Annotated in this window: 23 protein-coding genes; 16 read left to right on the forward strand and 7 right to left on the reverse strand. The window is 60.1% G+C overall.

The window, feature by feature from the left end:
- Window positions 1–16: 16 nt before the first annotated feature.
- The 4 genes from C2L65_RS27160 to C2L65_RS27175 all read left to right on the forward strand — a co-directional run bounded on the left by C2L65_RS27160 (window position 17) and on the right by C2L65_RS27175 (window position 4,008).
- On the forward strand, window positions 17–997 hold the full coding sequence (locus C2L65_RS27160) for a sugar-binding transcriptional regulator (protein ID WP_042307615.1): 981 nt from the start codon (window positions 17–19) through the stop codon (window positions 995–997).
- A gap of 16 nt (window positions 998–1,013) precedes the next feature.
- Window positions 1,014–1,760: an SDR family oxidoreductase gene (locus tag C2L65_RS27165; protein ID WP_042307614.1), complete on the forward strand. Its 747-nt coding sequence runs from the start codon at window positions 1,014–1,016 to the stop codon at window positions 1,758–1,760.
- A 66-nt stretch (window positions 1,761–1,826) separates the two neighbouring features.
- Window positions 1,827–2,861 carry an NAD(P)-dependent alcohol dehydrogenase gene (locus C2L65_RS27170; RefSeq protein ID WP_042307612.1) on the forward strand — a complete coding sequence of 345 codons (1,035 nt, stop codon included), beginning with the start codon at window positions 1,827–1,829 and terminating at the stop codon, window positions 2,859–2,861.
- A 55-nt stretch (window positions 2,862–2,916) separates the two neighbouring features.
- Window positions 2,917–4,008 carry an alcohol dehydrogenase catalytic domain-containing protein gene (locus tag C2L65_RS27175; protein WP_042307611.1) on the forward strand — a complete coding sequence of 364 codons (1,092 nt, stop codon included), beginning with the start codon at window positions 2,917–2,919 and terminating at the stop codon, window positions 4,006–4,008.
- An 85-nt stretch (window positions 4,009–4,093) separates the two neighbouring features.
- On the opposite strand, the gene C2L65_RS27180 is transcribed toward C2L65_RS27175, so the two are convergent.
- Both C2L65_RS27180 and C2L65_RS27185 read right to left on the reverse strand, forming a co-directional pair.
- On the reverse strand, window positions 4,094–4,666 hold the full coding sequence (locus tag C2L65_RS27180; RefSeq protein WP_042307610.1) for a hypothetical protein: 573 nt from the start codon (window positions 4,664–4,666) through the stop codon (window positions 4,094–4,096).
- A complete protein-coding gene (locus tag C2L65_RS27185; protein WP_042307608.1) occupies window positions 4,663–5,268 on the reverse strand; it encodes a hypothetical protein in 606 nt (201 codons plus the stop codon). Before C2L65_RS27185 ends, C2L65_RS27180 begins: the two co-directional genes overlap by 4 nt.
- A 203-nt stretch (window positions 5,269–5,471) precedes the next feature.
- On the opposite strand from C2L65_RS27185, the gene C2L65_RS27190 reads away from it, so the two are divergent.
- A complete protein-coding gene (locus C2L65_RS27190; RefSeq protein ID WP_042307606.1) occupies window positions 5,472–5,777 on the forward strand; it encodes a DUF4148 domain-containing protein in 306 nt (101 codons plus the stop codon).
- A gap of 15 nt (window positions 5,778–5,792) precedes the next feature.
- Here the strand turns inward: C2L65_RS27190 and pdxR are convergent, their stop codons facing one another.
- Window positions 5,793–7,340, reverse strand: coding sequence for a MocR-like pyridoxine biosynthesis transcription factor PdxR (pdxR, locus tag C2L65_RS27195; protein ID WP_042307604.1), 1,548 nt, complete (start codon window positions 7,338–7,340; stop codon window positions 5,793–5,795).
- A gap of 116 nt (window positions 7,341–7,456) precedes the next feature.
- Here pdxR and C2L65_RS27200 point away from each other — a divergent pair, with 116 nt between their 5' ends.
- On the forward strand, window positions 7,457–8,092 hold the full coding sequence (locus tag C2L65_RS27200; RefSeq protein WP_042307602.1) for an FMN-binding negative transcriptional regulator: 636 nt from the start codon (window positions 7,457–7,459) through the stop codon (window positions 8,090–8,092).
- 42 nt (window positions 8,093–8,134) lie between these two features.
- On the forward strand, window positions 8,135–8,458 hold the full coding sequence (locus C2L65_RS27205) for an antibiotic biosynthesis monooxygenase family protein (protein ID WP_042307601.1): 324 nt from the start codon (window positions 8,135–8,137) through the stop codon (window positions 8,456–8,458).
- A gap of 288 nt (window positions 8,459–8,746) precedes the next feature.
- On the opposite strand, the gene C2L65_RS27210 is transcribed toward C2L65_RS27205, so the two are convergent.
- Window positions 8,747–10,351 carry an alkaline phosphatase family protein gene (locus C2L65_RS27210; protein WP_081920920.1) on the reverse strand — a complete coding sequence of 535 codons (1,605 nt, stop codon included), beginning with the start codon at window positions 10,349–10,351 and terminating at the stop codon, window positions 8,747–8,749.
- Between the two features lie 399 nt (window positions 10,352–10,750).
- Between C2L65_RS27210 and C2L65_RS27215 the strand changes: the two genes are divergently transcribed.
- A complete protein-coding gene (locus tag C2L65_RS27215) occupies window positions 10,751–11,035 on the forward strand; it encodes a DUF4148 domain-containing protein (protein ID WP_042307808.1) in 285 nt (94 codons plus the stop codon).
- A gap of 119 nt (window positions 11,036–11,154) precedes the next feature.
- Here C2L65_RS27215 and C2L65_RS27220 read toward each other — a convergent pair whose 3' ends face one another.
- The 3 genes from C2L65_RS27220 to C2L65_RS27230 form a co-directional block, all read right to left on the reverse strand.
- Window positions 11,155–12,300 carry a porin gene (locus tag C2L65_RS27220; RefSeq protein WP_042307597.1) on the reverse strand — a complete coding sequence of 382 codons (1,146 nt, stop codon included), beginning with the start codon at window positions 12,298–12,300 and terminating at the stop codon, window positions 11,155–11,157.
- 217 nt (window positions 12,301–12,517) lie between these two features.
- Window positions 12,518–13,483, reverse strand: a complete 966-nt coding sequence (locus tag C2L65_RS27225; RefSeq protein ID WP_081920906.1) for a LysR family transcriptional regulator — start codon at window positions 13,481–13,483, stop codon at window positions 12,518–12,520.
- Between the two features lie 520 nt (window positions 13,484–14,003).
- Window positions 14,004–14,840, reverse strand: coding sequence for an FTR1 family iron permease (locus C2L65_RS27230; RefSeq protein WP_042307596.1), 837 nt, complete (start codon window positions 14,838–14,840; stop codon window positions 14,004–14,006).
- Window positions 14,841–15,385: 545 nt separating this feature from the next.
- Here C2L65_RS27230 and C2L65_RS27235 point away from each other — a divergent pair.
- From C2L65_RS27235 to C2L65_RS27270, 8 genes are all read left to right on the forward strand, one after another.
- Complete coding sequence (locus tag C2L65_RS27235; RefSeq protein WP_042307804.1) at window positions 15,386–16,867, forward strand: carbohydrate porin; 1,482 nt, start codon at window positions 15,386–15,388, stop codon at window positions 16,865–16,867.
- Window positions 16,868–17,020: 153 nt separating this feature from the next.
- Window positions 17,021–18,106 (forward strand): NHL repeat-containing protein, encoded by a 1,086-nt coding sequence (locus C2L65_RS27240; RefSeq protein WP_233446559.1) that lies wholly within the window; start codon window positions 17,021–17,023, stop codon window positions 18,104–18,106.
- Window positions 18,107–18,137: 31 nt separating this feature from the next.
- Window positions 18,138–19,430 (forward strand): iron uptake transporter deferrochelatase/peroxidase subunit, encoded by a 1,293-nt coding sequence (efeB, locus tag C2L65_RS27245; RefSeq protein WP_042307595.1) that lies wholly within the window; start codon window positions 18,138–18,140, stop codon window positions 19,428–19,430.
- 69 nt (window positions 19,431–19,499) lie between these two features.
- Entirely contained in the window at window positions 19,500–20,528 is a 1,029-nt protein-coding gene (locus C2L65_RS27250; protein ID WP_042307593.1) for an iron ABC transporter substrate-binding protein, read from the forward strand.
- 20 nt (window positions 20,529–20,548) lie between these two features.
- Entirely contained in the window at window positions 20,549–22,180 is a 1,632-nt protein-coding gene (locus C2L65_RS27255; protein ID WP_427910184.1) for an ABC transporter permease, read from the forward strand.
- A complete protein-coding gene (locus C2L65_RS27260) occupies window positions 22,177–23,235 on the forward strand; it encodes an ABC transporter ATP-binding protein (protein WP_042307590.1) in 1,059 nt (352 codons plus the stop codon). The genes C2L65_RS27255 and C2L65_RS27260 overlap by 4 nt, the downstream gene beginning before the upstream one ends.
- Window positions 23,236–23,559: 324 nt before the next feature.
- Window positions 23,560–24,306 carry a COG4705 family protein gene (locus tag C2L65_RS27265; protein WP_042307588.1) on the forward strand — a complete coding sequence of 249 codons (747 nt, stop codon included), beginning with the start codon at window positions 23,560–23,562 and terminating at the stop codon, window positions 24,304–24,306.
- A 54-nt stretch (window positions 24,307–24,360) separates the two neighbouring features.
- Window positions 24,361–24,792, forward strand: coding sequence for a hypothetical protein (locus tag C2L65_RS27270; protein ID WP_042307586.1), 432 nt, complete (start codon window positions 24,361–24,363; stop codon window positions 24,790–24,792).
- Window positions 24,793–24,896 lie beyond the last annotated feature (104 nt).

A 24,896-nucleotide genomic window follows, 5' to 3' on the forward strand; every position in this document is an offset into this window, starting at 1 on the left:
GATCACAAAACGATACATGACCAAGACCGCCCCACTCGTCACGATGCCGGAAGCCGATGTTGCCATCGACGCCGAAGAGGAATTGCAGGCGCGCGTCGCGTGGCATTACTACATCGGCAATATGACGCAGCAGGAAATCGCGCATCTGATCGGCAGCAACCGCGTGCGGGTGAACCGGTTGCTCGCGGCGGGCCGCGAATCGGGCCTAGTGCAGATCACGATCAACAGCCGGATCGCACCGTGCATCGCGCTGGAGCAACAGCTCGTCGAGCGCTTCGAACTCGACGACGCGGTGGTCGTGCCGACGGGCATCAGCCCCGAGGCGAACATGGCCGCGCTCGGCATCGGCGCGGCGGGTTGCCTCGTCAAGCGCATCACGGAAGGCGCGACGGTCGGCATCGGCTGGGGCCGCACGATACGCGCGGTGCTGCGTGCCATGCCGCAGCGCGCGTATGGCGCCGTCAATGCCGTGTCGCTGCAAGGCGGCCTGTCGCATTGCCCGAGCATCAACACGTTCGACATCGTCTCGGACTTCGCGAATCTCTGCCATGCCGACGCTTATCTGTTCGCGGCGCCGATCTATGTTGGCAGTCAGAAGACACGCGATCTGATCCTTCAGGAAGAAACCGTGCGCGGCACGTATGAACTCGCCCGCAATGCCGATCTCGCGCTGCTGACCTGCGGCGACCTGACGGAGTCGCTCGTCGTCACGTATGGAATCTCGAAGCCCGACGATCTGCGCACCTTGCGCAAGGCAGGCGCGATCGGCGACATGCTCGGCCATTTCATGGATGCAAACGGCGACCCCATCGATCATCCGCTGAACCGCCGCACGGTCGCGATCTCGCTCGACGATCTGCGCAAGATCGAGGACGTGGTGCTGGTATCGGGTGGGACGAAGAAGTTTCATGTGACGCGCGCCGCGCTGCGAGGCCGCTATGCGTCGGTGCTCGTGACGGACGAAGACACGGCGCGTCGTCTGTGCGACGAACCTTGAATACTTAGGGACCGCAATGTCCACGCACGACGACCCTCGGCAGTTCGACGGCAAGACGGCGCTCATCACGGGCGCGGGCAAAGGCATCGGCCGCGCGACGGCGCGACTGCTGGCGCAGCGGGGCGCGCGCGTGATCGCGCTGAGCCGCTCGGCCGCCGATCTGCAAACGCTCGAAGATGAGATCGGCTGCACGACGCTATGCGCCGATCTCGGCGATGCAAGCGCGGCACGCAGCGCGGCGGAAGCGGCGCAGCCCGTCGATCTGCTCGTCAATTGCGCGGGCATCGTCGAACTGCAACCGTTTCTCGACACGAGCGTCGACGCCTTCGACACCATCATGGCCGTCAACGTGCGCGCCGCGATGATCGTCGCGCAGCAATGCGCGCGCAGCATGATCGGGCGCGGCGTGGGCGGCTCGATCGTCAATGTGTCGAGCCTGTCGGCGACCGTCGGCTTGCCGCTGCATGCGGCCTATTGCGCATCGAAAGCCGCGCTCGACGGCCTCACGCGCGTGATGGCCGTCGAACTGGGTCCGCACGGCATCCGCGTGAACACGGTCAACCCGGTCGTCACGATGACGCCGATGGCCGAGAAGGCATGGAGCGACCCGGAGAAGTCCGCGCCGATGCTCGCGCGCATTCCGCTGAAGCGCTTCGTGCAGCCGCTCGAAGTGGCGCGCACGATCGCTTATCTGCTCAGTGACGAGTCGGCCATGGTGAGCGGTGTGAGCCTCGCCGTGGACGGCGGCTTCCAGGCCGGCTGAACACGCGTGGCACGTGCCGAACGACGGGCTCCGCAAATCAAACTCTCTCTTGCGAAAGGAACGACGATGGACGCATTGGTACTCGAAGGCGCACAACGCATCAGCCTGCGGCCGTTCAGCCTGCCGCAGACGGTCGGGCCGCGCGACGTGCGCATCCGCATCCATACGGTCGGCATCTGCGGCAGCGACATCCACTACTATCAGCACGGACGCATCGGTCCCTTCGTCGTCAACGAGCCGATGGTGCTCGGGCATGAGGCAGCAGGCACCGTCGTGCAGGTCGGCGACGAAGTGCAGCATCTGAAACCCGGCGACCGCGTCTGCATGGAACCCGGCGTGCCCGACATGGATTCGCGCGCATCGCGCGAAGGGCTCTACAACCTCGACCCGAAAGTACGCTTCTGGGCGACGCCGCCCGTACACGGCTGCCTCGCACCGTTCGTCGTCCATCCCGCCGCGTTCACCTACAAGCTGCCCGACAACGTGAGCTTTGCCGAAGGGGCCATCGTCGAGCCGCTGTCGATCGGACTTCAGGCCGCGAAGAAAGCGGCCATCAAGCCAGGCGACGTCGCCGTCGTGCTGGGCGCCGGCACGATCGGCATGATGTGCGTGCTCGCGGCGCTGGCGGGCGGATGCAGCCGCGTGATCGTCTGCGACATGGTGCCGGAGAAGCTCGCGCTGATCGGCAGCACGCCGGGGGTGACAGCCGTCAATATCCGCGAAGCATCCGTCAGGGAAGTCGTGCGGCGCGCGACGGACGACTGGGGCGCGAATATCGTGTTCGAAGCGAGCGGCAGCGAGAAAGCGTTCGACGGCATTGTCGATCTGCTGTGCCCCGGCGGCTGCCTCGTGCTGGTCGGCATGCCGCAGCATCCCGTCCCGCTCGATATCGTCGCGTTGCAGATCAAGGAAGCGCGCGTCGAGTCCGTGTTCCGATACGCGAATATCTTTCCGCGCGCGATTCAACTGATCGCGTCGGGACGCATCGACGTCAAGCCGTTCATTTCGCGCTCGTTTGCTTTCGCGGACGGCATCAAGGCATTCGAAGAAGCGGCGAGCGGCAATCCGACTGACGTGAAGGTGCAGATCGTGATGGAGTGACCGCGCAAGCGATGCAGATTGCCCGTTTGCCAACGAAACCAGCGTGAGGTGCAGCATGAACGCGACGGAAGATGCAGCGTCAGCCATGACGGCGATCGTTTGCCGTGCGCCGAAGGACTATCGCGTCGAGCAGGTGGCGCGCCCGCGCGCCGGGCGCAACGAACTGGTGATACGCATTGCCGCTTGTGGCATCTGCGCGAGCGACTGCAAATGCTGGTCGGGCGCAAAGATGTTCTGGGGCGGCCCGAACCCGTGGGTCAAGGCGCCTGTCATTCCAGGCCACGAGTTCTTCGGCTATGTCGAGGAACTTGGCGAAGGCGCGGCGGAGCATTTCAATGTGCAACTGGGCGAACGCGTGATCGCCGAACAGATCGTGCCGTGCGAGAAGTGCCGCTATTGCCGATCGGGCCAGTACTGGATGTGCGAGGTACACAACATCTTCGGCTTCCAGCGGGAAGTCGCCGACGGCGGCATGGCCCAGTACATGCGCTTTCCGCCGACGGCCATCGTCCACAAGATTCCGCTTGGCGTATCGCTGGAAGATGCGGCGATCATCGAGCCGCTCGCCTGTGCGATTCACACCGTCAATCGCGGTGACATCCAGCTCGACGATGTCGTCGTGATCGCGGGTGCAGGACCACTGGGCCTGATGATGGTGCAGGTCGCGCACCTGAAAACGCCGAAAAAGCTGGTGGTGATCGATCTGGTCGACGAGCGTCTCGCGCTCGCGCGCGAATACGGCGCAGACGTGACGATCAATCCGAAATCCGACGATGCACTCGGTGTCGTCCGGTCATTGACCGATCAGTATGGTTGCGATGTGTATATCGAAACGACGGGCTCGCCGTCGGGTGTCACGCAGGGGCTGGATCTGATCCGCAAACTCGGGCGCTTCGTCGAGTTCTCCGTGTTCGGCAGCGACACGACGACAGACTGGTCGATCATCGGCGACCGTAAGGAACTCGACGTGCGCGGCGCGCATCTCGGCCCGTATTGCTACCCGATCGCCATCGATCTGCTCGCGCGTGGACTCGTCACGTCGAAGGGAATCGTCACGCATGGCTTTACGCTGGAGCAATGGGACGAGGCGATCAAGATCGCGAATTCGCTCGATTCGATCAAGGTCCTGCTCAAGCCGAAAACCTGATATTCCAGATCTCCGCAGTGTGCCGGAGCGTGTGATGGTGTTGACCCGGGAAGGATCGGGTCAACACTTGCACGGATAACGCGGGCTACGTAGACGCAGCCGCGAAGTCGGGATCGTCGAACAGCTTGCGCAACAGCGCCTGAAAAATCGCCGTGGATTGGTTCAGACCGTTCGACGCAGCAATCGCCCCGAGAAATGCCGAATCCCAGTGAGCGTCGGCGCGGAGTACCTTGTCATAACGCACCGACTGCCCCTGGCGGATAACGAAGTGGCCGGTGACCTGCGCCTGACCATCCGCAATACGGACTTCGGATAGCGTCGCCTCGATGCGCGCCGCCGCGTTCGCGTCATAGTTGCCTGATGTTGCGAGTTCCGTGCAAAGCGCTTGCCCCAGATAGGACGTCCACGACCCATCGCCCGGTGCCGAGATGCGCATCGAGCGGACCGTTGTCTGCACGTCCGATGGATCGCTACCCGCCGCCGTTACCTGGAAACGGGCTGCGCGCGGCAGGCTGCCCAGCTTCATCTGGTTGGCCACACTCGCCTGATACGGCAGCACCGGTTGCGTCACACACCCGCTGAGCAGCACGGTCGCTATCAGTGTCGCGAGCACTGCCGGCGCGCCGGCGCGGCGGCGTGGAGCACGTCGAAGCGTCATTGCGCGATGTCCGTCGACTGATCGAGTTCCGCCAGACTCCTGCCGACGATCTGACGCAGCACCTTGTCGCTCGCCTGCTGAAGCGGCATCGACTGGAGACCTTCCGGGCCGGAAGCGTTGCCGATGGTCGTGTAAAGCACATGCTTGACGACCTTTGTGACAGGCTCATGGCCGGGCTCGACGTAGCTCGCCGTACACTCATAGCCGTCGGTCACCATCGTGCCGATCGCACCGAACGTCAGGCCCACACCAAAGCCTTTGGCAGCCAGATTGTCCGTGAGGGGAACGTTGTTGATCTGGACCGACAGCTTGCGCCCGGACGGAACGGGATCATACGAGACCTGGCTGAACAGGCCCGACTGGACCACCTGCTCGAAAACATGTGATCGCACATAATCGGTGGCGCGCGCGTTCGGCACGCCTTTCGTCTGGAACTCGACGAGCAGTTGCACGGGCTGCGGCGTCGCGGACTTTTTCAGGGTCGCGTAGTCCGTATCACCCAGCTTCGCATCGACATAGGAATGCGGCGTCATGCATGCGGAAAGCGACAAGGCAAGGCTGGCCGCTCCGATCAGCATGGCGGCGCGTTTGGCGTTGAACATTCGGGGACTCCCTGTGAGAAATAGACCCGTCTGCTTTACGGCTGTCACGAGAAAAACTTTATTCCGCAGCGTGGGCGTTGCTTCGCGGGCTTTTTCGGGGACAATCGACCATCGCAATACAGCATTGCGTGCCACTCGCGTGGCATGTCCCCCAAGCCCCCGTCTATCTGCTCATACGGTTGATTAGCCCAAGGGAAAAGCACATGAGGAATTCAAAGATCCGCGCGTCACTGCCGGCGTTGGCGCTCTTGCTCGCTGGCTGCGCCGCAGGCGGCATGCCGGGAGGCGCAACGCATCTGAGCGCCGCACAGTGCCGCGACCTGACCGACCTTCGGAACCATGCGCCCCTCACCCGCGAGCGCAACCTCAGCGAACTGGCAGCGCTCAGGCAAGCGGGTTACGATCCGTCCCGGTGGTTCGATCCGTACTATCCCGACGATCTGCAGGCTGCGCAGGTTCAGGTCGATCGGTGGTATCACGATGAATGCCAACAGGCCCAGGGAAAATGAGCCTGCGGTTTGCGTTCAAGGCGATCGCCCTGTGCCCGGCACCGCATGACCAGGCTTTCCCTTGCCTGCTTTTCCATGCTGCGGTGAACCCGCGATGACCGCCGCCAGGCGTTGAGCAGCGGCTTTCATCTGCTCGCTGCTGAACCCTCCAAAGCCAAGAACAAGGCCGGGGCGTCCCGTCTGCGGCGCGAACATGGGCGACACGGCACGTACCGCGACGCCCTCCCTGGCGGCGCGCTCGACAACCTCCCGGTCGTCCAGTCCGTCCGCGAGCCAGAGTACGAGATGCATCCCCTGATCGCCGGGCTCGATCCACGCGAGATCCGCGGGGAGCAAAGCTTCGAGCGTATCGATCAGTTGACGCCGATGTTCGGAGTAGACGTTTCGAACCTTGCGTATGTGCCGCTCCAGATGTCCTTCCGCCATGAAGGCGGCGAGCACGTGCTGATCGGCAGTTGGCGGGTGGCGATCCATGAGCACGCGGGCACCGCAAAACGCATCGACGAGATTGCGCGGGACGATCAGATAACCCAGCCTGAGGGACGGAAACAGAATCTTGCTGAACGTACCAAGATAGATCACGCGGTCCGGAGCCAATCCTTGAAGGGCTGGAAACGGATAGCCCTCGTAGCGCAGTTCGCTGTCGTAATCGTCCTCGACTACCCAGGCATCGCTGCCGCTTGCCCACGCGAGCAAGGCCGTGCGCCGCGCCATGCTCAAGGGCATCCCCAAAGGATACTGATGGGACGGCGTAACGAATGCCGCGCGTGCATGCGGGGCCATGTTTATGCCAGCCTCGACATCGAGGCCCTCGGCGTCGACAGGCACACGGATCACGCCCTCGCGATAGCCGATGTTTTCAAGTATCGCGGTGACGCCACGGTAAGCGGGGTTCTCGACCCACACCTGATCGCCCGGACCAAGCAGAACCTGACTCGCGAGAAAAAGTCCCTGTTGGGTACCGCTCGTCACAATGACCTGGTCCGCCTCGCACCGCACGGAGCGGGACCTTCGCACATAGGCCGCGATCGCTTCGCGCAGGGGTAACGCGCCCAACGGATCGGCATATCCCGTGGGCGCGCCCGGGCCCCTTGCGCGCAACCGGTTACCGAGGCGACGCCAGATCTCGCCGGGCGCGGTCAAACCGACCGGGACAGATATCGCGAAGGGTATTGGCGCAAGCGGACGGAATTCTCGTGCAATCTGGGCGAACGCCAGGGCGCGCCCGGGTAGGCCGGACTTCGTTGCCGGCTCCGGTATCGCCTCGGGTGTACTGACCGGCCGCGACTCCGCCAGGGCCTGCGCGACATGGGTTCCCGCTCCCGCTTTCGATTCCAGAAAGCCCTCGGCAAGCAATTGCTCGTAGGCCTCGATCACCGTCCCTCTTGCAACGTGAAGCGAGGCAGCCAGCGAACGCGATGACGGCACCAGGTCTCCCGCTCTGATGTCGCCCTTGCGCACCGCCTCCCGCAGCGCCTCGGCAATTTGACGGCTCAGATTGCCCGCCGTGCGATCGAGCGCCCCGAGGGACGGCATGTCCGCGGCTCGCGCAGTTCTCGCCATGATTCTGGTTCACTAGAAATTGAATAAACTGGCACTTCAGGATAAACCACTTTTGCAGCAAACTGGAAGGGTCGCAGTGATATCAACCCATCGCCCTTAGCAGTCAGAGACAGCGCATGTACGTACCAGCCCACTTCGCCGAAACCCGAAAGGAAGTTTTACATTCCCGCATCGTTCAACACCCGTTTGGCACGTTGATCACTCACGGGAGCAACGGACTAGACGCCAATCACATTCCGTTTGAACTTGCAGCAGAGGACGGCGAACTGGGCGTGTTGCGCGCGCATGTGGCGCGGGCCAACCCGGTATGGCAAGAGGTCGCGAACGGCGACGAGGTGCTTGTCGTTTTCCATGCGGGCGACTCCTATATTTCTCCGAACTGGTATCCGAGCAAGCACGAACTGCACAAACAGGTGCCGACCTGGAATTACATGGTTGTGCATGCGCACGGCCGCATTACGATTCTCGATGACGAGCGCTACGTGCGAGGCGTAGTGGGCCGGCTCACTCGCACACATGAGGCATCGGAACCGAAACCGTGGAAGATGGGCGACGCACCGAAGGACTATGTGGATGCGATGGTAAAGGCGATCGTCGGTGTTCAGATTGAGGTCACGCGTCTTGTTGGCAAGAGCAAGCTCAGTCAGAACAAGGAAGCACGAGATATCCAGGGTGCTGCCGAAGCACTCAAGTCGAGTGGTGAATCCCAACTTGCCAATGCGATGCTTGCCGGGCTTCCGACGAAGCAGTGAGACAGAGCGGTCGGCGTCACTCAACACTCATCAGATAGCGCAATGTTCTCTTCCACCTTTATTTTTCGGGCTGGTCAATACGACGAGGCGTTCCATGAACTCGATCGGCGGATTGCCGAAGTGGCGCGATCCATACCGGGATATGTGAGTGAGGAGACGTGGGAAAACGCCGGTGAAGGATTGATCCAGAACGTGTACTACTGGGAGTCTGAAGAGGCATTGCTACAACTCATCACGCATCCCGTCCACGTCGAGGCGAAAGCGGAGCAAAGTCGCTGGCTGGATGGCTATCGGGTGATCATCGCGAGGGTGATTCGGGAATATGGTGATGGCCGGCTCGTGAGGCCGGCCCTCGGCCGTCAGTAAAAGACAAGCCTGGAAATCGTTTTTGACGATGCAAAGAGCGTACACCTTGAACGTTTCCGGCCTTCCCGCCCTTCGATCGATTGAACAGCCGACATGCCGGAAGGCGAAATTTTGGGTGGCGCCTAGGTCAGTGCAATGTCACTGGGCCAGTGGACCAGTGACATTTCAAACCTGCTCAACAGCATCGACACGACGCGCCACGTGATTGAGTCGAAGTCAAGCGCACATGGGAGATGCGCAATCTTCAATTGCATGCAAGGCGCCGTCGAAAGGCATCAGCCATTCCGGTCAGTCATCCTCTCCCAGCCCCGGTAGCGGCCGGGTGCCCTCCAAACGAACGGACTGCAACGATGCCGGGTCCACGCCGAGTGCGCGCAAGATAGTGGGTGCAACCTGCGTGGTGGTTACACGGCGATCGACATGCCGCTCATGGTGATGTCCATCGGGATACGACACGATCAGGCCGAGATGGCTGTCGTCCGGCGCGTTCCCGCCATGCTCCTCGTCTTTCGCTTTGCTCGATGTGTAAATCACACCGGGGTTGGGTTGCACGATGATATCGGGCGTGCGTCCGGATGCCGGGTCACCAAATTGGGCCGCGAGCCGGGGTCCCGAAAGGATGTACGCCTGCGGCCCATCCGCGCAGATTCCTGGTGCGTTACAACCCAGGTTGGCCTTCAGCGTCGACACGACAGCTTGAACCTGGCTCTGATCGCGCAGCCAGATGAGACCGACATCGTCGGTTTGCGCGAGGCCTGTGCCGACCAGACCCGTCCCGTCATTCAGGTTCCCCGTCGTCGTACTGTTTTGTCCAAAGTGGCCGTTCGGATCGAGGTAGTTATGCGCTTCGAGCAGGCTCACCAGCGTGTCACCGTTCTTGACCAGCTTGGTATGGTCGCTGGGCGACTGGCCGTGCTTGGCGGTTACAACCACCATCGTCGATTTCGCGAGATCTTTCGACTTCAGCGCATCGACCATCTTTCCGAGCGCATCGTCAACGTAGCCGATAGCAGCCGCCACCTGCTTGCCCGGCGTAAAGCTCGCGTCGAGATATCCGCCGCCAGACGCGACGGGCGCCTTCTGCGCCACACTCAATGTCTGAAAGTTTGTACCGAACAAGGTCGGCACTGCGGCGTTTTGCTGGCCCGTCGAGTCCTTGCCGTCGATCTCATTGATGATGGACTGAACATGCAGGTTATCGAACTGTTCGGTATGCGCGTACGCGTCGGTGTAGTTCGTGCCCGTCGCGGGATCGATCGAATTGATCTCGGTACGTGACAGATCGTCGACGCCCTTGCCTGACGGACCATTTAGCCAGTCATAGCCCCATGCATGCTTGTCGGCCCATGCCGTACGGGCACCATGCAAATGCTGCTTGACTGCCTCGAAGATCGTGTTGGTCTTCACATAGTTATGTGGATAAACAGGCACGCACACGCCATTTGTCTTGGCATGGGGAATCGCTTGCGGATTAAAAGCACCTCCACCGTCGAGATGCGTAAGCGCCCCGCCGTTCTCTGCGTCTATTCCCGTCGTTTCGTCGAATACGACATTCCAACCCTGCTTGCCCTGGCAAGTCGTGTCTGACGGCGCATAGAGCGTGCGATCGTACGAAACGTCATAGAACAGTCCAGCCGATTTCGGCGAGCCACCCGTCACCAGTGCCGCCAGACCGGGAAACGAGTCGGAGAGCCCGGGTGTATAAGCATTGGAGTACGTTACGCCGGACTTCGCCAGTAAAGCCATATTCGGACACGTATTAGCGGCGATGCAACGCGCCACATCCTGCTCGTGGAGACCGTCCACACTGATCAGCAAAACACGTCGCACGTCGTTGTCGCGATGTTCGTGATCGTGACCGTGCTCCTTATCATCGCCAGCATGAACGACCATCGGAACCGCAATCGTTGCCGCCAGGATGCCTGCTCCCATTTGCCTGATAAGACGACTCATCTCCACCTCACTGAATGTTTGAATTCGAAGTTATTACAGCGAGGTAATGTGCTCGTTTAATACGTCGTCACGATGACCTTTCCCTTTCGTTTTGCCCAATTCATGAGAATGAAAATCATGATCCACAAAGAGAACTGTGGCGCCGAATAATGCCGAAAAGTACTTCGGATATGGGTACGTCATCGAACTCGCTAATGTTGCCCACTGAATATTTCAATAGACGGAGCGTCAATAACACGATAACGAATTCGTAATTAGACGGTCAGTGCTGCGATAACTCACGTCACTAGAATGGTCTTCGTGGAAACAACCACTTCCTCAATACCTAAGAGGGTCATCATGAAGCTACCAGCCTTGTTCGCGGCCACCGTGCTCGGTCTTGCATTCGGTGCGAATGCCTTTGCACAAGCAACTACGCATGGCGTCACGCGTGCCGAAGTGCATGCGCAACTTGTCGAGGCACAGGCCGATGGGTTAGTGCCTGTTCCCAAAAACGACTATCCGCCTTCTGCGGATACCATCGCACGGAACAAGGAGCTGTATGCAATCCAGCATCATCAATCCGCTAGCGATACCACATCCTCAACCGGGAACATGGCCGCCCCGCGCGCTGCCTCCGACTGACCGCGTGTGAGCGAAGAGGTCATCGTTACCGCGACGGGCATCACACCCGTCGCGCTTCGCACTATAAAGAAGGCTCAATCCGGCAAACCAGTCCGGCGCGAGAATCGACCCACGGGTACTCAGAACACGTGTCGAATCCCTACTCGCGCGGCAAATTGATTCGCCGTCGTCGATGGCGCATCCGTGCCCGTGATGAATGCGGTATTCAGAGGTGCTGCAACACCGGTTCCACCGCTCGCGTGCTGATACATCCCTTGAACATAAACATCTGTACGCGATGACAGATTGTAGTCTGCCATCAAGCCGACCTGATGCCATTTGGGCTTCGAATTGCCAGCCGTACTGTCGAAATGACCCAGCGTGTAGCTGTACATAGCGCCTACAAAAGCGTTCTTTACGAACTGATACTTCGCGTTGACCTCGAAGTTATCGAACTTCAGACTGGTCGCGGTGTTCGCAAAGTTCCCCGTGTAGACCGAGCCCGTCGCATCGTTAAGGCTCGTATGGCTGTATGCGAAGCCCAGTATCGTGGAGCCAAGTGTGTAGTTGATGCCTGCACCCCACACCTGTTGCCGGCCCGCGAAGAAGTCCGTATCGTCCGTCGCAAGCGAGCCTCCAGCGTTTGCGCCCGGATTGTTGATCTGCATGTATGCCGCAGCGATTGCGACAGGGCCTCCTACGTATTGCGCACCGAGGCTATAGGCTCGATTGTTCGCAAAGCCGCCCGGCTGGTTGCTGAACCCGTAAAGACCGCCGAATGTAAAGCCACCGAGAACGGGACTCGTGTATTTCACGGAATTGTTGAGCCGGAATGAGTTGTCGGTGTTGTCATTGTCGTAGGGGTGCGAAAGCAGATAACCGGCCCAGTTACCATTCGCCGTCAATGGTGCAAGGTAGTCTACGACGGAGTCGTACTGACGACCCAGCGTTACTGTGCCATACCGATCTGAATTCACACCGACGTAGGCCTGACGACCGAACATGCGCCCCGACTGTCCCAGTTTTCCGGAGTTCACGTCAAAGCCATTTTCGAGCGTGAAAATAGCCTTCAATCCTCCGCCAAGATCCTCGGAACCGCGCAGCCCCCACCGGCTCCCCTGCGCAAAGCCGCTCTGCATCTGAACTGCCGAATGCCCGCCCGTGTTATTCGTATAGTTCAAACCTTCGTCGATCAAGCCATACAGCGTTACGCTGGTTTGCGCCATTGCTACCGTCGGGACAGCAACACAGCCGAGCGCCGCACCGGCGATCAGGAGCTTCTTCATTTCATCGATTCCTTGATATGTTGACCAGTCTTCTGTCCATCGCCAGCGTCTCTCGACATCCCGCACAGCGAACCCCTGACCGAAGAAGGCCACACTCTAGGAGCATTAAAATTCCACTCTGTCAGCAATTCAGTATTGCTGAAATTCTGTTGCGTCCATTCCACTGCCAGGACACAACACCAGCTTTAAAGAGCCGGCGCGTAACCAGCCTGGTCTCCTAGACCCCGCTCCACACCAGATCTGGATGCATCTGCATGGGGTTTCCCGTCGACCGCTGAGCGTGTTCGAACGACCTCTTCTCGTAAAACCCCGCCACAAAGTCTATAAAGGCGCGGAGGACGATTGGCATATGTCTATGGCTGGAATATAGAAGCCAAACCGTCCATTCACTCTCGCAAAGCTCGGCATCGTTGAGGACCATCCGCAATCTTCCGTCCGACAACTCGTCCATAACGACAGACCTCGGAAGTCGGGCGATTCCCAGTCCAGCACACGCGGCCCTCTTCACCATTAGCGGACTTTGCAAATTCATGATTGGGCGAACCACGACACGCTGCGTTCCATTTCGATCGCGAAACTCCCAATATCGACTCGGGGCATCGGACGCGAGGAGCACATCGTGCGATGCCAGATCGGCAAGTGCTCGTGGCGCGGCATGCCGCTCGAGATACGATGGACTCGCGACAATCACGTCGCACGTTTGCGCGATTGGCTTGCATATGAGCGATGAGTCTTTGAGTCGCCGCGCGGCGTTGAAGCAAATGTCGAATCCTGCAGGATCTATATCCGACATAGTCTCGAAAACGGACAGTTCGAAATTCATTCGCGGCTGGATACTTCTGTATCCGGTGAGTAAATGCGGGAGATCTGTCGACGCAAACGACGCCGATGCAGAAATACGGAGACAACCGGCAGGTTGCTGCGTCGCGTCTGCAACGCACTCGTCCATTGATTCCAGAAGCTTCATGAGATCAATGGCATATTCCAGATATTGCTTTCCAACTGGCGTCAGCGAAACGTGTCTTGTCGTTCGATTCACGAGACGAACATCGAGATCCTTCTCAAGCATCGCGACGCCGCGCGTAACGACTGAACTTGACACCCTTAGCTGCTTTGCGGCTTCAGCAAAACTCAGACATTGGGCGACCGTCACAAATATACGGATGGAAGCGAGCTTATTCATTGGAATGGAGCGGAAATCAAAGGATCCGATGGCGTCTCATCCCTTGTCACAAGACGTCAGGTTGCCCGCAAGTTGACACAGATTTCGACAGGTAGGTATCGAAAGGGTACAGAGGCACGCTTGCGCGTTTCCGTCAATCCGATTACGAACCTGTTATCTTCTTCTCCAGATCCCTGCTCCACCGGGAGAGACTCGCGCTTCTTCGAGGATTCCCACTATCGAGCCGCATCGAAGACTGAGCCTATTCATCATCGTTTAAGCGATGCTTAAGCAACCTACTAGAGAAATTATAGGTAGATGTACTAGACCGAAATTCTTATCGGAAAGCGCGACGTTATTGGTTTTATTACGCTGCGAGGATCTGTTGTGTTTTTTTCAGTGCGACGTCGTAGCTCAACGGTTACTTTGCAGGGTACGGAGGAAAAGCCGTCCTGGCGAGGACAGGCTCTTGGGAAGATCACAATAGACTGCGATTAGGCTGTCGCTTTATAACCCATCGTACGTGCGGACAATACTTCGTCTATGTCGAATGCCGCGCCTGCCCACCAGTGCCAAGCGCACGACCGGCAACTCGAGAGAGCGACACGACTATTGCAAGCGTCGCGAGATACGCGGCAATCTGAATTCCTGCCGGTCTCGCGGTATAGCCAATGAGGGCATGCAGCATCTTTCCGACGACACTGGTCTCCGCGAGCAGCCAGGATGTATCCCACATAGCGTCTCCCAAAGACGGCAAAAGCCCCGCTGATACGAGATAGCCGATGCCCTGACTGGCCATGCCTGCCGCAAGGAGAACGATGAGTGCGTTGGTCACCGAAAAGAGGCGCTTCAGCGGGATCTGAAGCAGTCCGGCATACATGCCTGCGCCGATGCCCACACCGCCGGCAACGCCCAGCAGGGCACCCAGGACCATCTGGGGAGTTTGACCGGGCTCACCGACTGCAATGCCATAGAGAAACAGAACCGTTTCTGATCCCTCGCGAAGCACGGCCACCCCCACGACTACGGCGAGACCCGTGAGCGGCCGACTGCCGGCTGCGACCGCCTTACCGACCGCGGCAATCTGCTTCGCCATTTCACGACTATGCTTGCCCATCCACACGCTATGCCATGCAAGCATAACGACTGCAACAAACATGACGCAGGCATTGAAGACTTCCTGACCCATTCCGGAAGCCCACGAAGAAATGACATCTGCAAAGACGGCGATGAGGCCGGCACCGACAATCCCGCCAAGCAGGCCGCCACTCACCCACCATCCCCGATGGACAACCCCCTTGGTCGCTGCGAGCACAATCGAGACAACCAACGCTGCTTCAAGAACTTCGCGGAAAACGATAAGCGCAGTAGATAGCATGATCAGATATACATTTATTCGACGGTGGGACGGGTCATGGAATCAGTTCCGTGATACTCGTCGTGAAATTCGTAGAGACGTTTGTCAGTTCCCCAGGGAAATTGCACGACTCGTCCGCTGAATGCCATGTGCGCGAAGAAGCGAAGACGGACCTGCCAATTGCGGCGAGGAGAAAACGCAAATGCTCCGTGCGACGTCATTCCGTAAGGTATTGAAAGCGATAATAAAAGCGATTCTCATCCGATTGCTTAAGTCCCCTGACCTTGAGTGGTTAAACCATTTCAGTCTGACAGTGCGACGCTGTCCCCTAGCACGCCGCTTCTGATTTTCATTCGCAGATCTCGACCACGTTTTCACCGTAAGCACTACGTAATCACACGTTCAGGTTGCCGGAATCAAATGACAATCGTTCTCATTTGTATTGACGATTTGACTCTGCCTACCTAACATTTACTGATTGCGACGGTATTCGTCGGATGGTCATAAGCGTCACGCGCACATCGGCATCGCGCGGCATATCGATAGAACAACTAAAGGACTTTTCGATGAAATTCATCCGATCAATCGGATCTGGTCCGCTCATTGCATCGCGGGCGTCGCTGCGCAAAGCGACCATTGCTGCATTGTTTGCATGCGCGCCGCTCTTCGTGCAATCGGCCGCCCACGCGGAGTCCAATCCTGACGCCATACCGGAAGCGCCTGAGGCCGACCTCGGCATCCAGGCCAAGCCGACGGGACAATGGACCGGTTTCTGGACACGCGAAACCATGCTCGGCGACATCGGCGGATTACGACCGTGGCTCGGAAAGTACGGCGTGACCTTTCAGTTGACGGAAACGAGCGAATATCTCGCGAACCTGCGCGGTGGCCTGTCGCGCGGAGGGGCCTACGACGGTCTCACCACGGCAACCGTTCAGATGGACACGCAAAAGGCGTTCGGGCTACCGGGCGGCTTGTTCAATGTCAGCGCACTGCAGATTCACGGCCGGAATCTGAGCGCAGACCGGCTCGGCACGCTGAACACAGCAAGCGGCATCGAAGCTGAAGCGACGACGCGTCTATGGGAGTTGTGGTACCAGCAGTCATTCCTCGACAAGCGCCTCGATGTGAAGATCGGTCAGCAAAGTATCGACCAGGAATTCATGACCAGCCAGTACGCGGCAACCTTCATCAACACGATGTTTGGCTGGCCGGCTCTGCCTTCGTACGACATGCCGTCGGGCGGCCCTGCCTATCCGCTATCCGGGTTGGGCGTGCGCGTGCGCGGACAGATCACGCCTTCTCTGACGGCGCTCGCTGGCGTGTACTCCGGTGACCCGCTGGGCAACAACCCCGACAACATCCACGGCACGAACTTCAACCTGCACAACGGCGCGCTGTGGATCGGCGAACTGCAGTACGCAATCAATCAGCCTGCCGATGGCGAAATGACGGGCATGGACAGCAACAAGCTGCCGGGTACGTACAAGATCGGTGTCTGGTACAACAGCAACCGCTTCGATGACCAGCGCTTCGACAACACCGGCCTGTCGCTTGCGAATCCGGCGACGACGGGCATTCCGCAGTCCCATCACGGCGACTACAGCCTCTACGCAGTCGCCGACCAGATGGTGTGGCGCCCCAATCCTGACGAGCCGCGCAGCGTGGGCGTCTTCGCACGCGTGATGGGAGCTCCGGGCGATCGCAACCTGGTCAGCCTGTCGGCGAATCTGGGCGTCGTGCTGAAAGCACCGTTCAAGGGTCGCGACGATGACAGCGTCGGCCTCGCGGTCACGTACATCAAGGTAGGCAACCATGTTCACGATCTCGATCTGGATAACCGCGATTTCTCGGGCGGCCCGTACGGTGTGCGCACAAGCGAAACAGCGCTGGAAGCAACCTATATCTATCAGGCTGCGCCCTGGTGGCAAATACAGGCCGACGCGCAGTACACGTTCAATGCAGGCGCCGGCCAGAATCCAAACGATCCGACTCAACCCCTACGAAACACATTCGTGGTGGGCGTGCGAACCAACATCACGTTCTGAGCGCCGATCTCACAGAACATCTTTCGACCTTATTGAAGCAATCTCATCATGACGGCAAAACAGGCTGTGAGCGCAAATATGAATACAAGGAAGGCCCGGCTTTCGCGTGAACTTGCGAGGCGAGTCCGCACAAAGGCCGCATACGTTGCGGGCATGCTGGCGCTCATCGCCACGTGCGCCGCTCAAGCCGAACCCCAAGGGTTTCTCGAAACCCTGCATCGCAATGCAACGCTCATCAATACTGTGCCCGATAACGGCGATCAGAATCCTTACGCGATCGTCGTCGCGCCGGTCTCGGCGGGTTCGGTGAAACAGGGCGATGTGCTGGTCGACAACTTCAACAACTCGGCCAATCTGCAAGGTACGGGCAGTACGATCGTCAACTATCACCCCGACACGAAACAGATGACACTGTTCGCGCAGATTCCGCGCGATCTGAAAGATTGCCCCGGCGGCGTTGGCCTCTCGACTGCAATGACCATGCTCAAGTCCGGCTGGGTGATCGTCGGCAGCACACCGAGTAATGACGGCACCACGGGCACCAAAGGCGCCGGTTGCCTGGTCGTGCTCGACTCGCAGGGCAAAGTGACCTCGACCATCTTCAGCCCGAACATCAACGATCCATGGGGCAACATGGCCGTCGTCGACAACGGTACGAGCGCGACATTGTTTATCAGCATGGCGGGCTTTGGCGTCGGCGGCGCGGATGGCGAACCGCCCGTGTTCAAGCAGGCGACCGTGCTGCGCCTCGATCTCGACATTCCGCAAGGCAAGCCGCCCGTCGTGAAGAAAGAAACGGTCGTGGGCAGCGGCTTCGGCGCGCAGGCCGACAAGGGCGTGTTCCTCGTTGGACCGACGGGGCTCGCGCTGTCCGCGGATCAAAAGCTGCTGTACGTGTCGGACGCAATCGGCAACCGCGTCAACGAGATCGACGAGCCGATGACGCGCGATACCAGCGCAGGTGTCGGACGGCAGCTCACGGCAGACGGCCTGCTGCATCGTCCGCTCGCGATGGTGACGGCGCCCAATGGCCATCTGCTGGTGACGAATGCACTCAACGGACAGGTCGTCGAGATCGTCCCCGCCACGGGCAAGCAGCTCTACGCGCGCTGGATCGATACCGACAAGGCGCAGACACCGCCTGGCAACGGCGACCTGTTCGGCATCGCGATGACGCCCGAAGGCGATGGCTTCTACTATGTACAGGATGACGTGAACACGCTGGTGCTCGCGAAGTGACGGTAACGGACAAGCAGCAAGAGGCAGCATCATGACGAACAATCAATCCCCACCGTCGCGGCCTGGCCGGCGCGGCTTTTTGAAAGCTGGCGGAGCCGCCGTCGCGGCGGGCGCCGGACTCGCCACGTCGGGCGTTACGCATGCCGCGTTGACGCGCACCCACGCCGACGACCTGCAACGCCAGATCGAACCGTTCTACGGCGCGCATCAGGGCGGCGTCGTCACGCCGCAGCAGAGTCACAGCTACGTCGCGGCTTTCGATCTGAAAACCGACAAGCGCGAAGAGGTGATCGCGCTGCTGCGCGAGTGGACCCAGGCCGCCGCGCGCATGACGCAAGGCAAGCCCGCCGGCTCGCTCGAAACTGCCGACGACAAACCCGCCGCCGATTCCGCCGACGTGCTCGGCCTCGGCGCTTCGTCGCTCACCATCACGTTCGGCTTCGGTCCGGGTCTGTTCACGTCGCGCGACGGCAAGGACCGCTACGGTCTCGCGAGCAAACGCCCTGCCTCGCTCGTCGATCTGCCGCGCTTCAACGGCGACCAGCTGATCGCCGAGAAAACGGGCGGCGACCTGTTCGTGCAGGCGTGCGCGAACGATGCTCAGGTCGCGTTCCATGCCGTGCGGCAGCTCGCGCGCATGGGTTACGGCGCGATCCAGATGCGCTGGGGCCAGGCGGGCTTCCTGTCCGGTCCGAAAGGTCAGACGCCGCGCAATCTGATGGGCTTCAAGGACGGCACCAACAATCCGTCGACGGCGAAACCACCGCTGATGAACCAGTTCGTCTGGGTCAGTGCCGCCGACGCGCCGTGGATGCAAGGCGGCACCTATACGGTCGTGCGCCGCATCCGCATCACGCTCGAACACTGGGACCAGATGGAACTCGGCTTCCAGGAACAGGTGTTTGGACGGCACAAATACAGCGGCGCGCCAATCGGCCAGAAGAACGAGTTCGATGCCGTCGACCTCAAGGCCGCGGACAAGGACGGCAATCCCGTCATTCCCGACAATTCGCACGTGCGCCTTTCGAATCAGGCGAACAATGCGGGCGCGCAGATCCTGCGTCGTTCGTATTCGTACAACGACGGCACGAACTTCTATATCGAACGCTGGCCGCCATGGCGCCAGGAAACGGAATATGACGCGGGCCTCATCTTTATCGCGCATCAGGCGGACCCGCGCACAGGCTTCATTCCGATCAACGAAAAGCTCTCGAAGTTCGACGTGATGAACCAGTTCACGACGCACATCGGCAGCGCGATCTTCGCCGTGCCGCCGGGCGCGCGTGAGGGTTCGTATGTCGGGGCAGGACTGTTCGAAGCATAAGTGCCGTATGTAGGCGCAAAGCGCGCTCAAGCGGCCATTCAATAACGTCAAGAAGAAGAGGTTGAATTCATGAACCGTTCCTGGTTTGGAGCAATGCGTCACGCGGCGCGCGTGACGGCCCTGTCGCTGTCGATCGCCGCCACAGGTGCGACAGGCGCGTACGCCGCATCGATTACGGTGTACAGCGCGCAACACGAGCAGGTCATGAACATGCTCGCGAGAGACTTCGAAAAGCAGTCGGGCATTTCAGTGAAGGTCCGCAACGGCGAAGGTCCGGCACTCGCTGCGCAACTTGTCGCCGAAGGCTCGGCATCGCCCGCCGATGTGTACTTCACCGAGAATTCGCCCGAATTGATGCTGCTCGAAGAAAAGGGGCTGCTGAGCAAAGTCGATCCCGCCACCATCGGCACCATTCCCACGCGCTACAGTTCGCCGACGGGACAATGGGTCGGCGTGACCGCTCGCGAAAGCGTGCTCGCCTACAACACGACGAAGATCCAGCCTTCGCAACTGCCCGCGTCGATCTTCGATCTGGCGAAGCCCGAGTGGAAAGGCAAGGTGGGCATTGCGCCCAGCGACGCGGATTTTCTGCCGCTGGTAAGCGCCGTGCTCGCGTTGAAGGGCGAAGCGCAAACGCTGCAATGGCTCAAGGGCCTCAAGGCCAACGCGCAGATTTTCGACGACGACGAAGGTGTCGTGGCCGCCGTGAATCGTGGCGGCGTCGTCACGGGCGTGATCAACAACTATTACTGGGCGCGTCTTCATACCCAGCTGGGTGACAAGTCCACGCGCAGCGCGATCTATCACTACACGAATGGCGACGTCGGCGGACTCGTGAACGTATCGGGTGCGGCGATCATGAAGACCGCGCACAACGCCGACGGCGCGCAGCAGTTCCTGAAGTATCTGGTGAGCGAGCGCGCCCAGACGCTGATGGCAAACAGCCACGTCAGCTATGAATATCCGCTGCATGCCGGCGTCGCACCCGACCCGCTGCTCAAGCCGTTCAACGAATTGCAGCCGCCGTCTCTCACACTCGAACAACTCGGCGACGACAGCCAGGCGGGCAAGCTGCTGCGCCAGGCCGGTCTGCTGTAAAGGAACGACAGGTGAGCGAGGTGACCGACATCGGCGAAGCTGTCGCTGCGATCCAGGTTTCTGCCGATGTCCGCGCGCGCGACGGCAAGCGCGCGCCCCGCGGCCTGCTGGCGGGCGCTGCCGTCAGTGCGCTGCTGGTGCTGCTGCCGCTCGCGTTCACGTTCTACCGTGCGACGACCGTCGGTTTCAGCGATGCAGCAGAACTCGTGTTCCGCCCGCTCGTCGGTGAGTTGCTCGGCAATACGCTGCTGATCACGATCAGCGCGACGCTGGCGTCGGCTGTCATCGGTACGGCGGCCGCGTGGTTCGTCGAACGCACGGATGTGCCGGGCCGTCGCCTGTGGGCTGTCGCCAGCGCAGCGCCGCTCGCGATGCCCGCCTTCGTCACGAGCTACGCGTGGGTTTCGATCAGCCTCGATCTGCAGGACTTCGCGGGCGCGCTGCTCGTCATCACGTCGTCGTATTTTCCGCTCGTGTATCTGCCCGTTGCGGCCGCGTTGCGCGGCATGGACCCCGCGCTTGAAGAAAGTGCCCGCGCGCTTGGCTGCGGACGCTGGGCGACCTTTGCGCGCGTCGTGCTGCCGCAATTGCGGCCTGCGCTGCTCGGCGGGATGCTGCTGGTCGCGTTGGGCGTGCTGTCGGAATTCGGCGCGTTCCAGATGCTGCGCTTTCGCACCTTCACCACCGAAATCTACGCGGAATACCGCACCAGTTTCGACAACAGCGGCGCTTCGCTGCTCGCGTGTCTGCTGATCCTGCTGTGTCTCGTCTGTCTTGCGTTCGAGTTTCGCGTGCGCGGCAGCGCTCGCTATGAACGCGTCGATCGCGGCGCGAGGCGGGCTGCCCTGCGTTACGAACTGGGCGGCTGGCGTTGGCTCGTGCTGGCGGGTTTCGCTGCGCTGGGCATCGTCACGCTTGGCGTGCCGCTCGGCATGATCGGTTACTGGCTGACACAGGAAGGCGTAGCCGCCATAACGCCCGCCGAAGTCTCGCCGGAACTGCTGTTCAACGCGACGCTGTCATCTGTTGGGTTCGGTCTCGCTGCGGCGATGCTCACAACGCTGCTGGTCCTGCCACTCGCATTTCTGCTCGCACGTTACCCTGCGCGGCTCGCGACGGTATTCGAGCGCACGGTGTTTCTCGCGCAAGGTGTTCCCGGCCTCGTGGTCGCGCTGGCAATCGTCTCGCTCGCGGTGCATGCATTGCGGCCGCTTTATCAAGGCACGACACTGCTGATCGTGGCGTACGCGATCCTCTTCATGCCGCTCGCGCTCGTCAGCGTGCGGGCCGCGTTGATGCAAGCTCAGCCGCGTCTCGAAGACACGGCACGCGCACTCGGTCTCAATGCGATGCAAACCTTCGTGCGCGTGCTCCTGCCATTGGCCGCGCCTGGACTTGGCGCTGCGGCCACGATGGTGTTCATCTCGGTCGTGACGGAACTCAACGCAACATTGCTGCTGTCCCCCATCGATACCCATACGCTCGCCACGCAAGTCTGGTCCGACACATCGACGCTCGCATTCGCCGCGGCCGCGCCCTATGCGGCACTCATGACGGCGATTTCGCTGTGCGCATCGGGCGTGCTGTTCGTCTTGCTGGGACGATCGGCCCTGACCGCGCGCGCCTCCGAATCCCCATTGATTTCCAAATGAGCGAACTCCGAATCAGCGGGCTGCGCAAAGCCTTCAACGGTTGTGCCGTACTGCATGACGTCGATCTCGCCGTCCAACCGGGGACGTTGCTCGCGTTGCTCGGCCCATCGGGCGGCGGCAAAACGACATTGCTGCGGGTGTTGTGCGGCTTCGATCGCGCCGACGCCGGTACGATCGAAATCGACGGCAAACGCGTCGTAGACGACAACCTGCATGTGCCGACCGAGCAGCGGCGGATCGGCTACGTGCCTCAGGAAGGCGCGCTCTTCCCGCATCTTTCGGTGACGGAGAACATTGTGTTCGGGCTGCCGCGCACACAGCGACGCGCGCATCATCGTGTCGCGGAACTCCTGAGGCTGGTGGGTCTGTCCGATGACTACGCGCAGCGCATGCCACAACAGTTGTCGGGTGGTCAGCAACAGCGTGTGGCACTCGCGCGTGCGCTTGCGCCTTCCCCTTCGCTCGTGCTGCTGGACGAGCCGTTCTCGTCGCTGGACGCCGCGCTGCGACTCGAAACACGGGAAGCCGTCGCCGAGGCTCTCGCGGCAACGGGCGCAACGGCCATACTGGTCACGCACGATCAGGCGGAAGCACTGTCGCTTGGACATGAAGTGGCCGTGCTATGGGAGGGCAAGCTTATCCAGCGTGCCGCGCCTCAAACACTCTACCGGCGACCTGCGACCCGTGAACTCGCCGCGTTCATCGGCGATGCGGTATTGCTGCCCGGCATCGCGGAAAACGGCATCGCGATATGCCCGCTCGGAGCGCTGCAACTCGTCGCGCCTGTTCCCGATGGAGGAGTCGACGTCATGATACGGCCCGAACAGATCCATCTTCTGTCCGCATCCGAAATGGCGGCGGACCACAGTAATGTTCAGGACGCGCTGGTAACAAGCATCACTTACAACGGACGGGACGCAGATATCTGCCTCCAACTATCCGACGCTGCGCAATTTATCATTCGCGCAAGAGTGCCGGGGCACCGTTCTCCAAACGTTGGCGAGCGCGTCCGGCTAAGCGTCGATAGTGACGTGATCGCCTATCCCCATCGATAAGTCCATATCACTGGTCCGGCGTGCTGAATTCATCGGCGATGCGTGAACAGTTGGCTGCCGTTTCCTTCGTTAATCCGTGCCCCCGATTGCATCGCCTCTCGATCTCTTAAGCATTGCATAAGGGAAACACCAACCTTTCCAAGGTATCGCGTGACAGCGAAACGGCGTTCTTGAAAGAAGAACAAAGCATTCTGTAATCACCTAAGCATTCGATAAGCAATGCGCCCTCATAGTGCAGCCTGAGGTTCTGATCTGCACCTCGATTACCGAGCCAGGTATCGCGAAAAATGGGGAGAAGGAATGTCACATCGACACGTCGCACCGATGCAAAACAAGGTTCCGGAGGTCACGATCGCCTTCTGGACAATCAAGATCTTGTCCACCACGGTCGGCGAGACGGGTGCCGATTACCTTGCTGTCCATGTCGGCCTCGGCGCCACGTTGACGATAGCAATCACGCTTTCCACGCTGGCTGCCTCGCTCGTTACACAGTTAAGGAAACGAGCCTATGTGCCGTGGATCTACTGGCTGACTGTCGTGCTGGTAAGCGTGGTCGGCACGCAACTGACAGACGTGCTCACTGATGTACTTGGCGTCAGCCTCTACACGAGCACGGCTGTATTCGCGGTACTACTCTGCTTTATTTTCGGGACCTGGTACTACAGAGAAAAAACCCTCTCCATTCACACGATCGTCACCCGCAATCGCGAACTCTTTTACTGGACGGCGATCCTCGTCACGTTTGCACTGGGCACGGCAGCGGGAGACCTTGCGACCGAAGCGTTAGGGCTCGGGTTCAGTCTCGGCGTCGTCATATTCGGCGTCATGCTTGTCATGATGGGCGTTGCAGCCTACCTCGGCGCCGATCGCGTGCTGATCTTCTGGCTTGCCTACATTCTGACCCGGCCTTTTGGCGCGTCACTCGGTGATCTTCTCTCCCAGGCAACTGAGTATGGGGGACTTGGATTGGGTACGGTCGTCACCAGCATTGCCTTTCTCTCCGTCATTGTCGTCCTGGTGTTCCTGCATACCGCTGCGAGAGTCCGGCAAAGCAGGATCAGCAGTACCTAGTTGCACGCCCCTCTTTTACCCGTTCACCGTCATCTTTCAACCGGAGGATCAACAATGAAGCGTGCCATCGTCAATTCCGCACTCTTGCTCATAACAGCCACTGCCGTCGCGGCCAGTCACGCATCGGCCATGCATACGCCGCAATGGCTTGCAGCACTGTCGCCCATCTCGTCGGCAAACGCTGCGACAGAGGCATCGAAGCTTGGCGATCTTTCGAAGTTCCGCCTGATCGTTGCCGACACCTCGAAGCTGGTCGACGCCAACGACCTCGCGGGTGCAAAAAAGCGGATCAAGGACCTGGAAACGTCGTGGGACGAGGCCGAAGCGGGACTGAAGCCACGCGCCGCCGCAGACTGGCACAAACTCGACAAGTCAATCGACGACGCGCTCGAGGCCCTTCGCGAAAATTCACCTAGCCAGGCCAAGTGTAAAAAGACACTCGCAGATTTGCTCGCGTTGATGGATCGGATGAGTGGCAAGGTTTGAGGTCAGGGTCGGGTTCCTCCTCTTAAGGCTTTGATAAGCAACAGGCCGCGACAATCCAGTCATTCTGGAGAAATCGCACCATGCGCCTGTTGCTGGTAGAAGAT

This window comes from Paraburkholderia terrae, from assembly GCF_002902925.1.
Taxonomy (GTDB): Bacteria; Pseudomonadota; Gammaproteobacteria; order Burkholderiales; family Burkholderiaceae; genus Paraburkholderia; species Paraburkholderia terrae.

Bases quoted from the DNA above. Each gene is read 5' to 3' on its own strand.
- C2L65_RS27160 (WP_042307615.1), top strand. From the start codon at position 17: ATGACCAAGACCGCCCCACTCGTCACGATGCCGGAAGCCGATGTTGCC.
- C2L65_RS27165 (WP_042307614.1), top strand. From the start codon at position 1,014: ATGTCCACGCACGACGACCCTCGGCAGTTCGACGGCAAGACGGCGCTC.
- C2L65_RS27170 (WP_042307612.1), top strand. From the start codon at position 1,827: ATGGACGCATTGGTACTCGAAGGCGCACAACGCATCAGCCTGCGGCCG.
- C2L65_RS27175 (WP_042307611.1), top strand. From the start codon at position 2,917: ATGAACGCGACGGAAGATGCAGCGTCAGCCATGACGGCGATCGTTTGC.
- C2L65_RS27180 (WP_042307610.1), bottom strand. From the start codon at position 4,666: ATGACGCTTCGACGTGCTCCACGCCGCCGCGCCGGCGCGCCGGCAGTG.
- C2L65_RS27185 (WP_042307608.1), bottom strand. From the start codon at position 5,268: ATGTTCAACGCCAAACGCGCCGCCATGCTGATCGGAGCGGCCAGCCTT.
- C2L65_RS27190 (WP_042307606.1), top strand. From the start codon at position 5,472: ATGAGGAATTCAAAGATCCGCGCGTCACTGCCGGCGTTGGCGCTCTTG.
- pdxR (WP_042307604.1), bottom strand. From the start codon at position 7,340: ATGGCGAGAACTGCGCGAGCCGCGGACATGCCGTCCCTCGGGGCGCTC.
- C2L65_RS27200 (WP_042307602.1), top strand. From the start codon at position 7,457: ATGTACGTACCAGCCCACTTCGCCGAAACCCGAAAGGAAGTTTTACAT.
- C2L65_RS27205 (WP_042307601.1), top strand. From the start codon at position 8,135: ATGTTCTCTTCCACCTTTATTTTTCGGGCTGGTCAATACGACGAGGCG.
- C2L65_RS27210 (WP_081920920.1), bottom strand. From the start codon at position 10,351: ATGGTCGTTCATGCTGGCGATGATAAGGAGCACGGTCACGATCACGAA.
- C2L65_RS27215 (WP_042307808.1), top strand. From the start codon at position 10,751: ATGAAGCTACCAGCCTTGTTCGCGGCCACCGTGCTCGGTCTTGCATTC.
- C2L65_RS27220 (WP_042307597.1), bottom strand. From the start codon at position 12,300: ATGAAGAAGCTCCTGATCGCCGGTGCGGCGCTCGGCTGTGTTGCTGTC.
- C2L65_RS27225 (WP_081920906.1), bottom strand. From the start codon at position 13,483: ATGAATAAGCTCGCTTCCATCCGTATATTTGTGACGGTCGCCCAATGT.
- C2L65_RS27230 (WP_042307596.1), bottom strand. From the start codon at position 14,840: ATGCTATCTACTGCGCTTATCGTTTTCCGCGAAGTTCTTGAAGCAGCG.
- C2L65_RS27235 (WP_042307804.1), top strand. From the start codon at position 15,386: ATGAAATTCATCCGATCAATCGGATCTGGTCCGCTCATTGCATCGCGG.
- C2L65_RS27240 (WP_233446559.1), top strand. From the start codon at position 17,021: ATGCTGGCGCTCATCGCCACGTGCGCCGCTCAAGCCGAACCCCAAGGG.
- efeB (WP_042307595.1), top strand. From the start codon at position 18,138: ATGACGAACAATCAATCCCCACCGTCGCGGCCTGGCCGGCGCGGCTTT.
- C2L65_RS27250 (WP_042307593.1), top strand. From the start codon at position 19,500: ATGAACCGTTCCTGGTTTGGAGCAATGCGTCACGCGGCGCGCGTGACG.
- C2L65_RS27260 (WP_042307590.1), top strand. From the start codon at position 22,177: ATGAGCGAACTCCGAATCAGCGGGCTGCGCAAAGCCTTCAACGGTTGT.
- C2L65_RS27265 (WP_042307588.1), top strand. From the start codon at position 23,560: ATGCAAAACAAGGTTCCGGAGGTCACGATCGCCTTCTGGACAATCAAG.
- C2L65_RS27270 (WP_042307586.1), top strand. From the start codon at position 24,361: ATGAAGCGTGCCATCGTCAATTCCGCACTCTTGCTCATAACAGCCACT.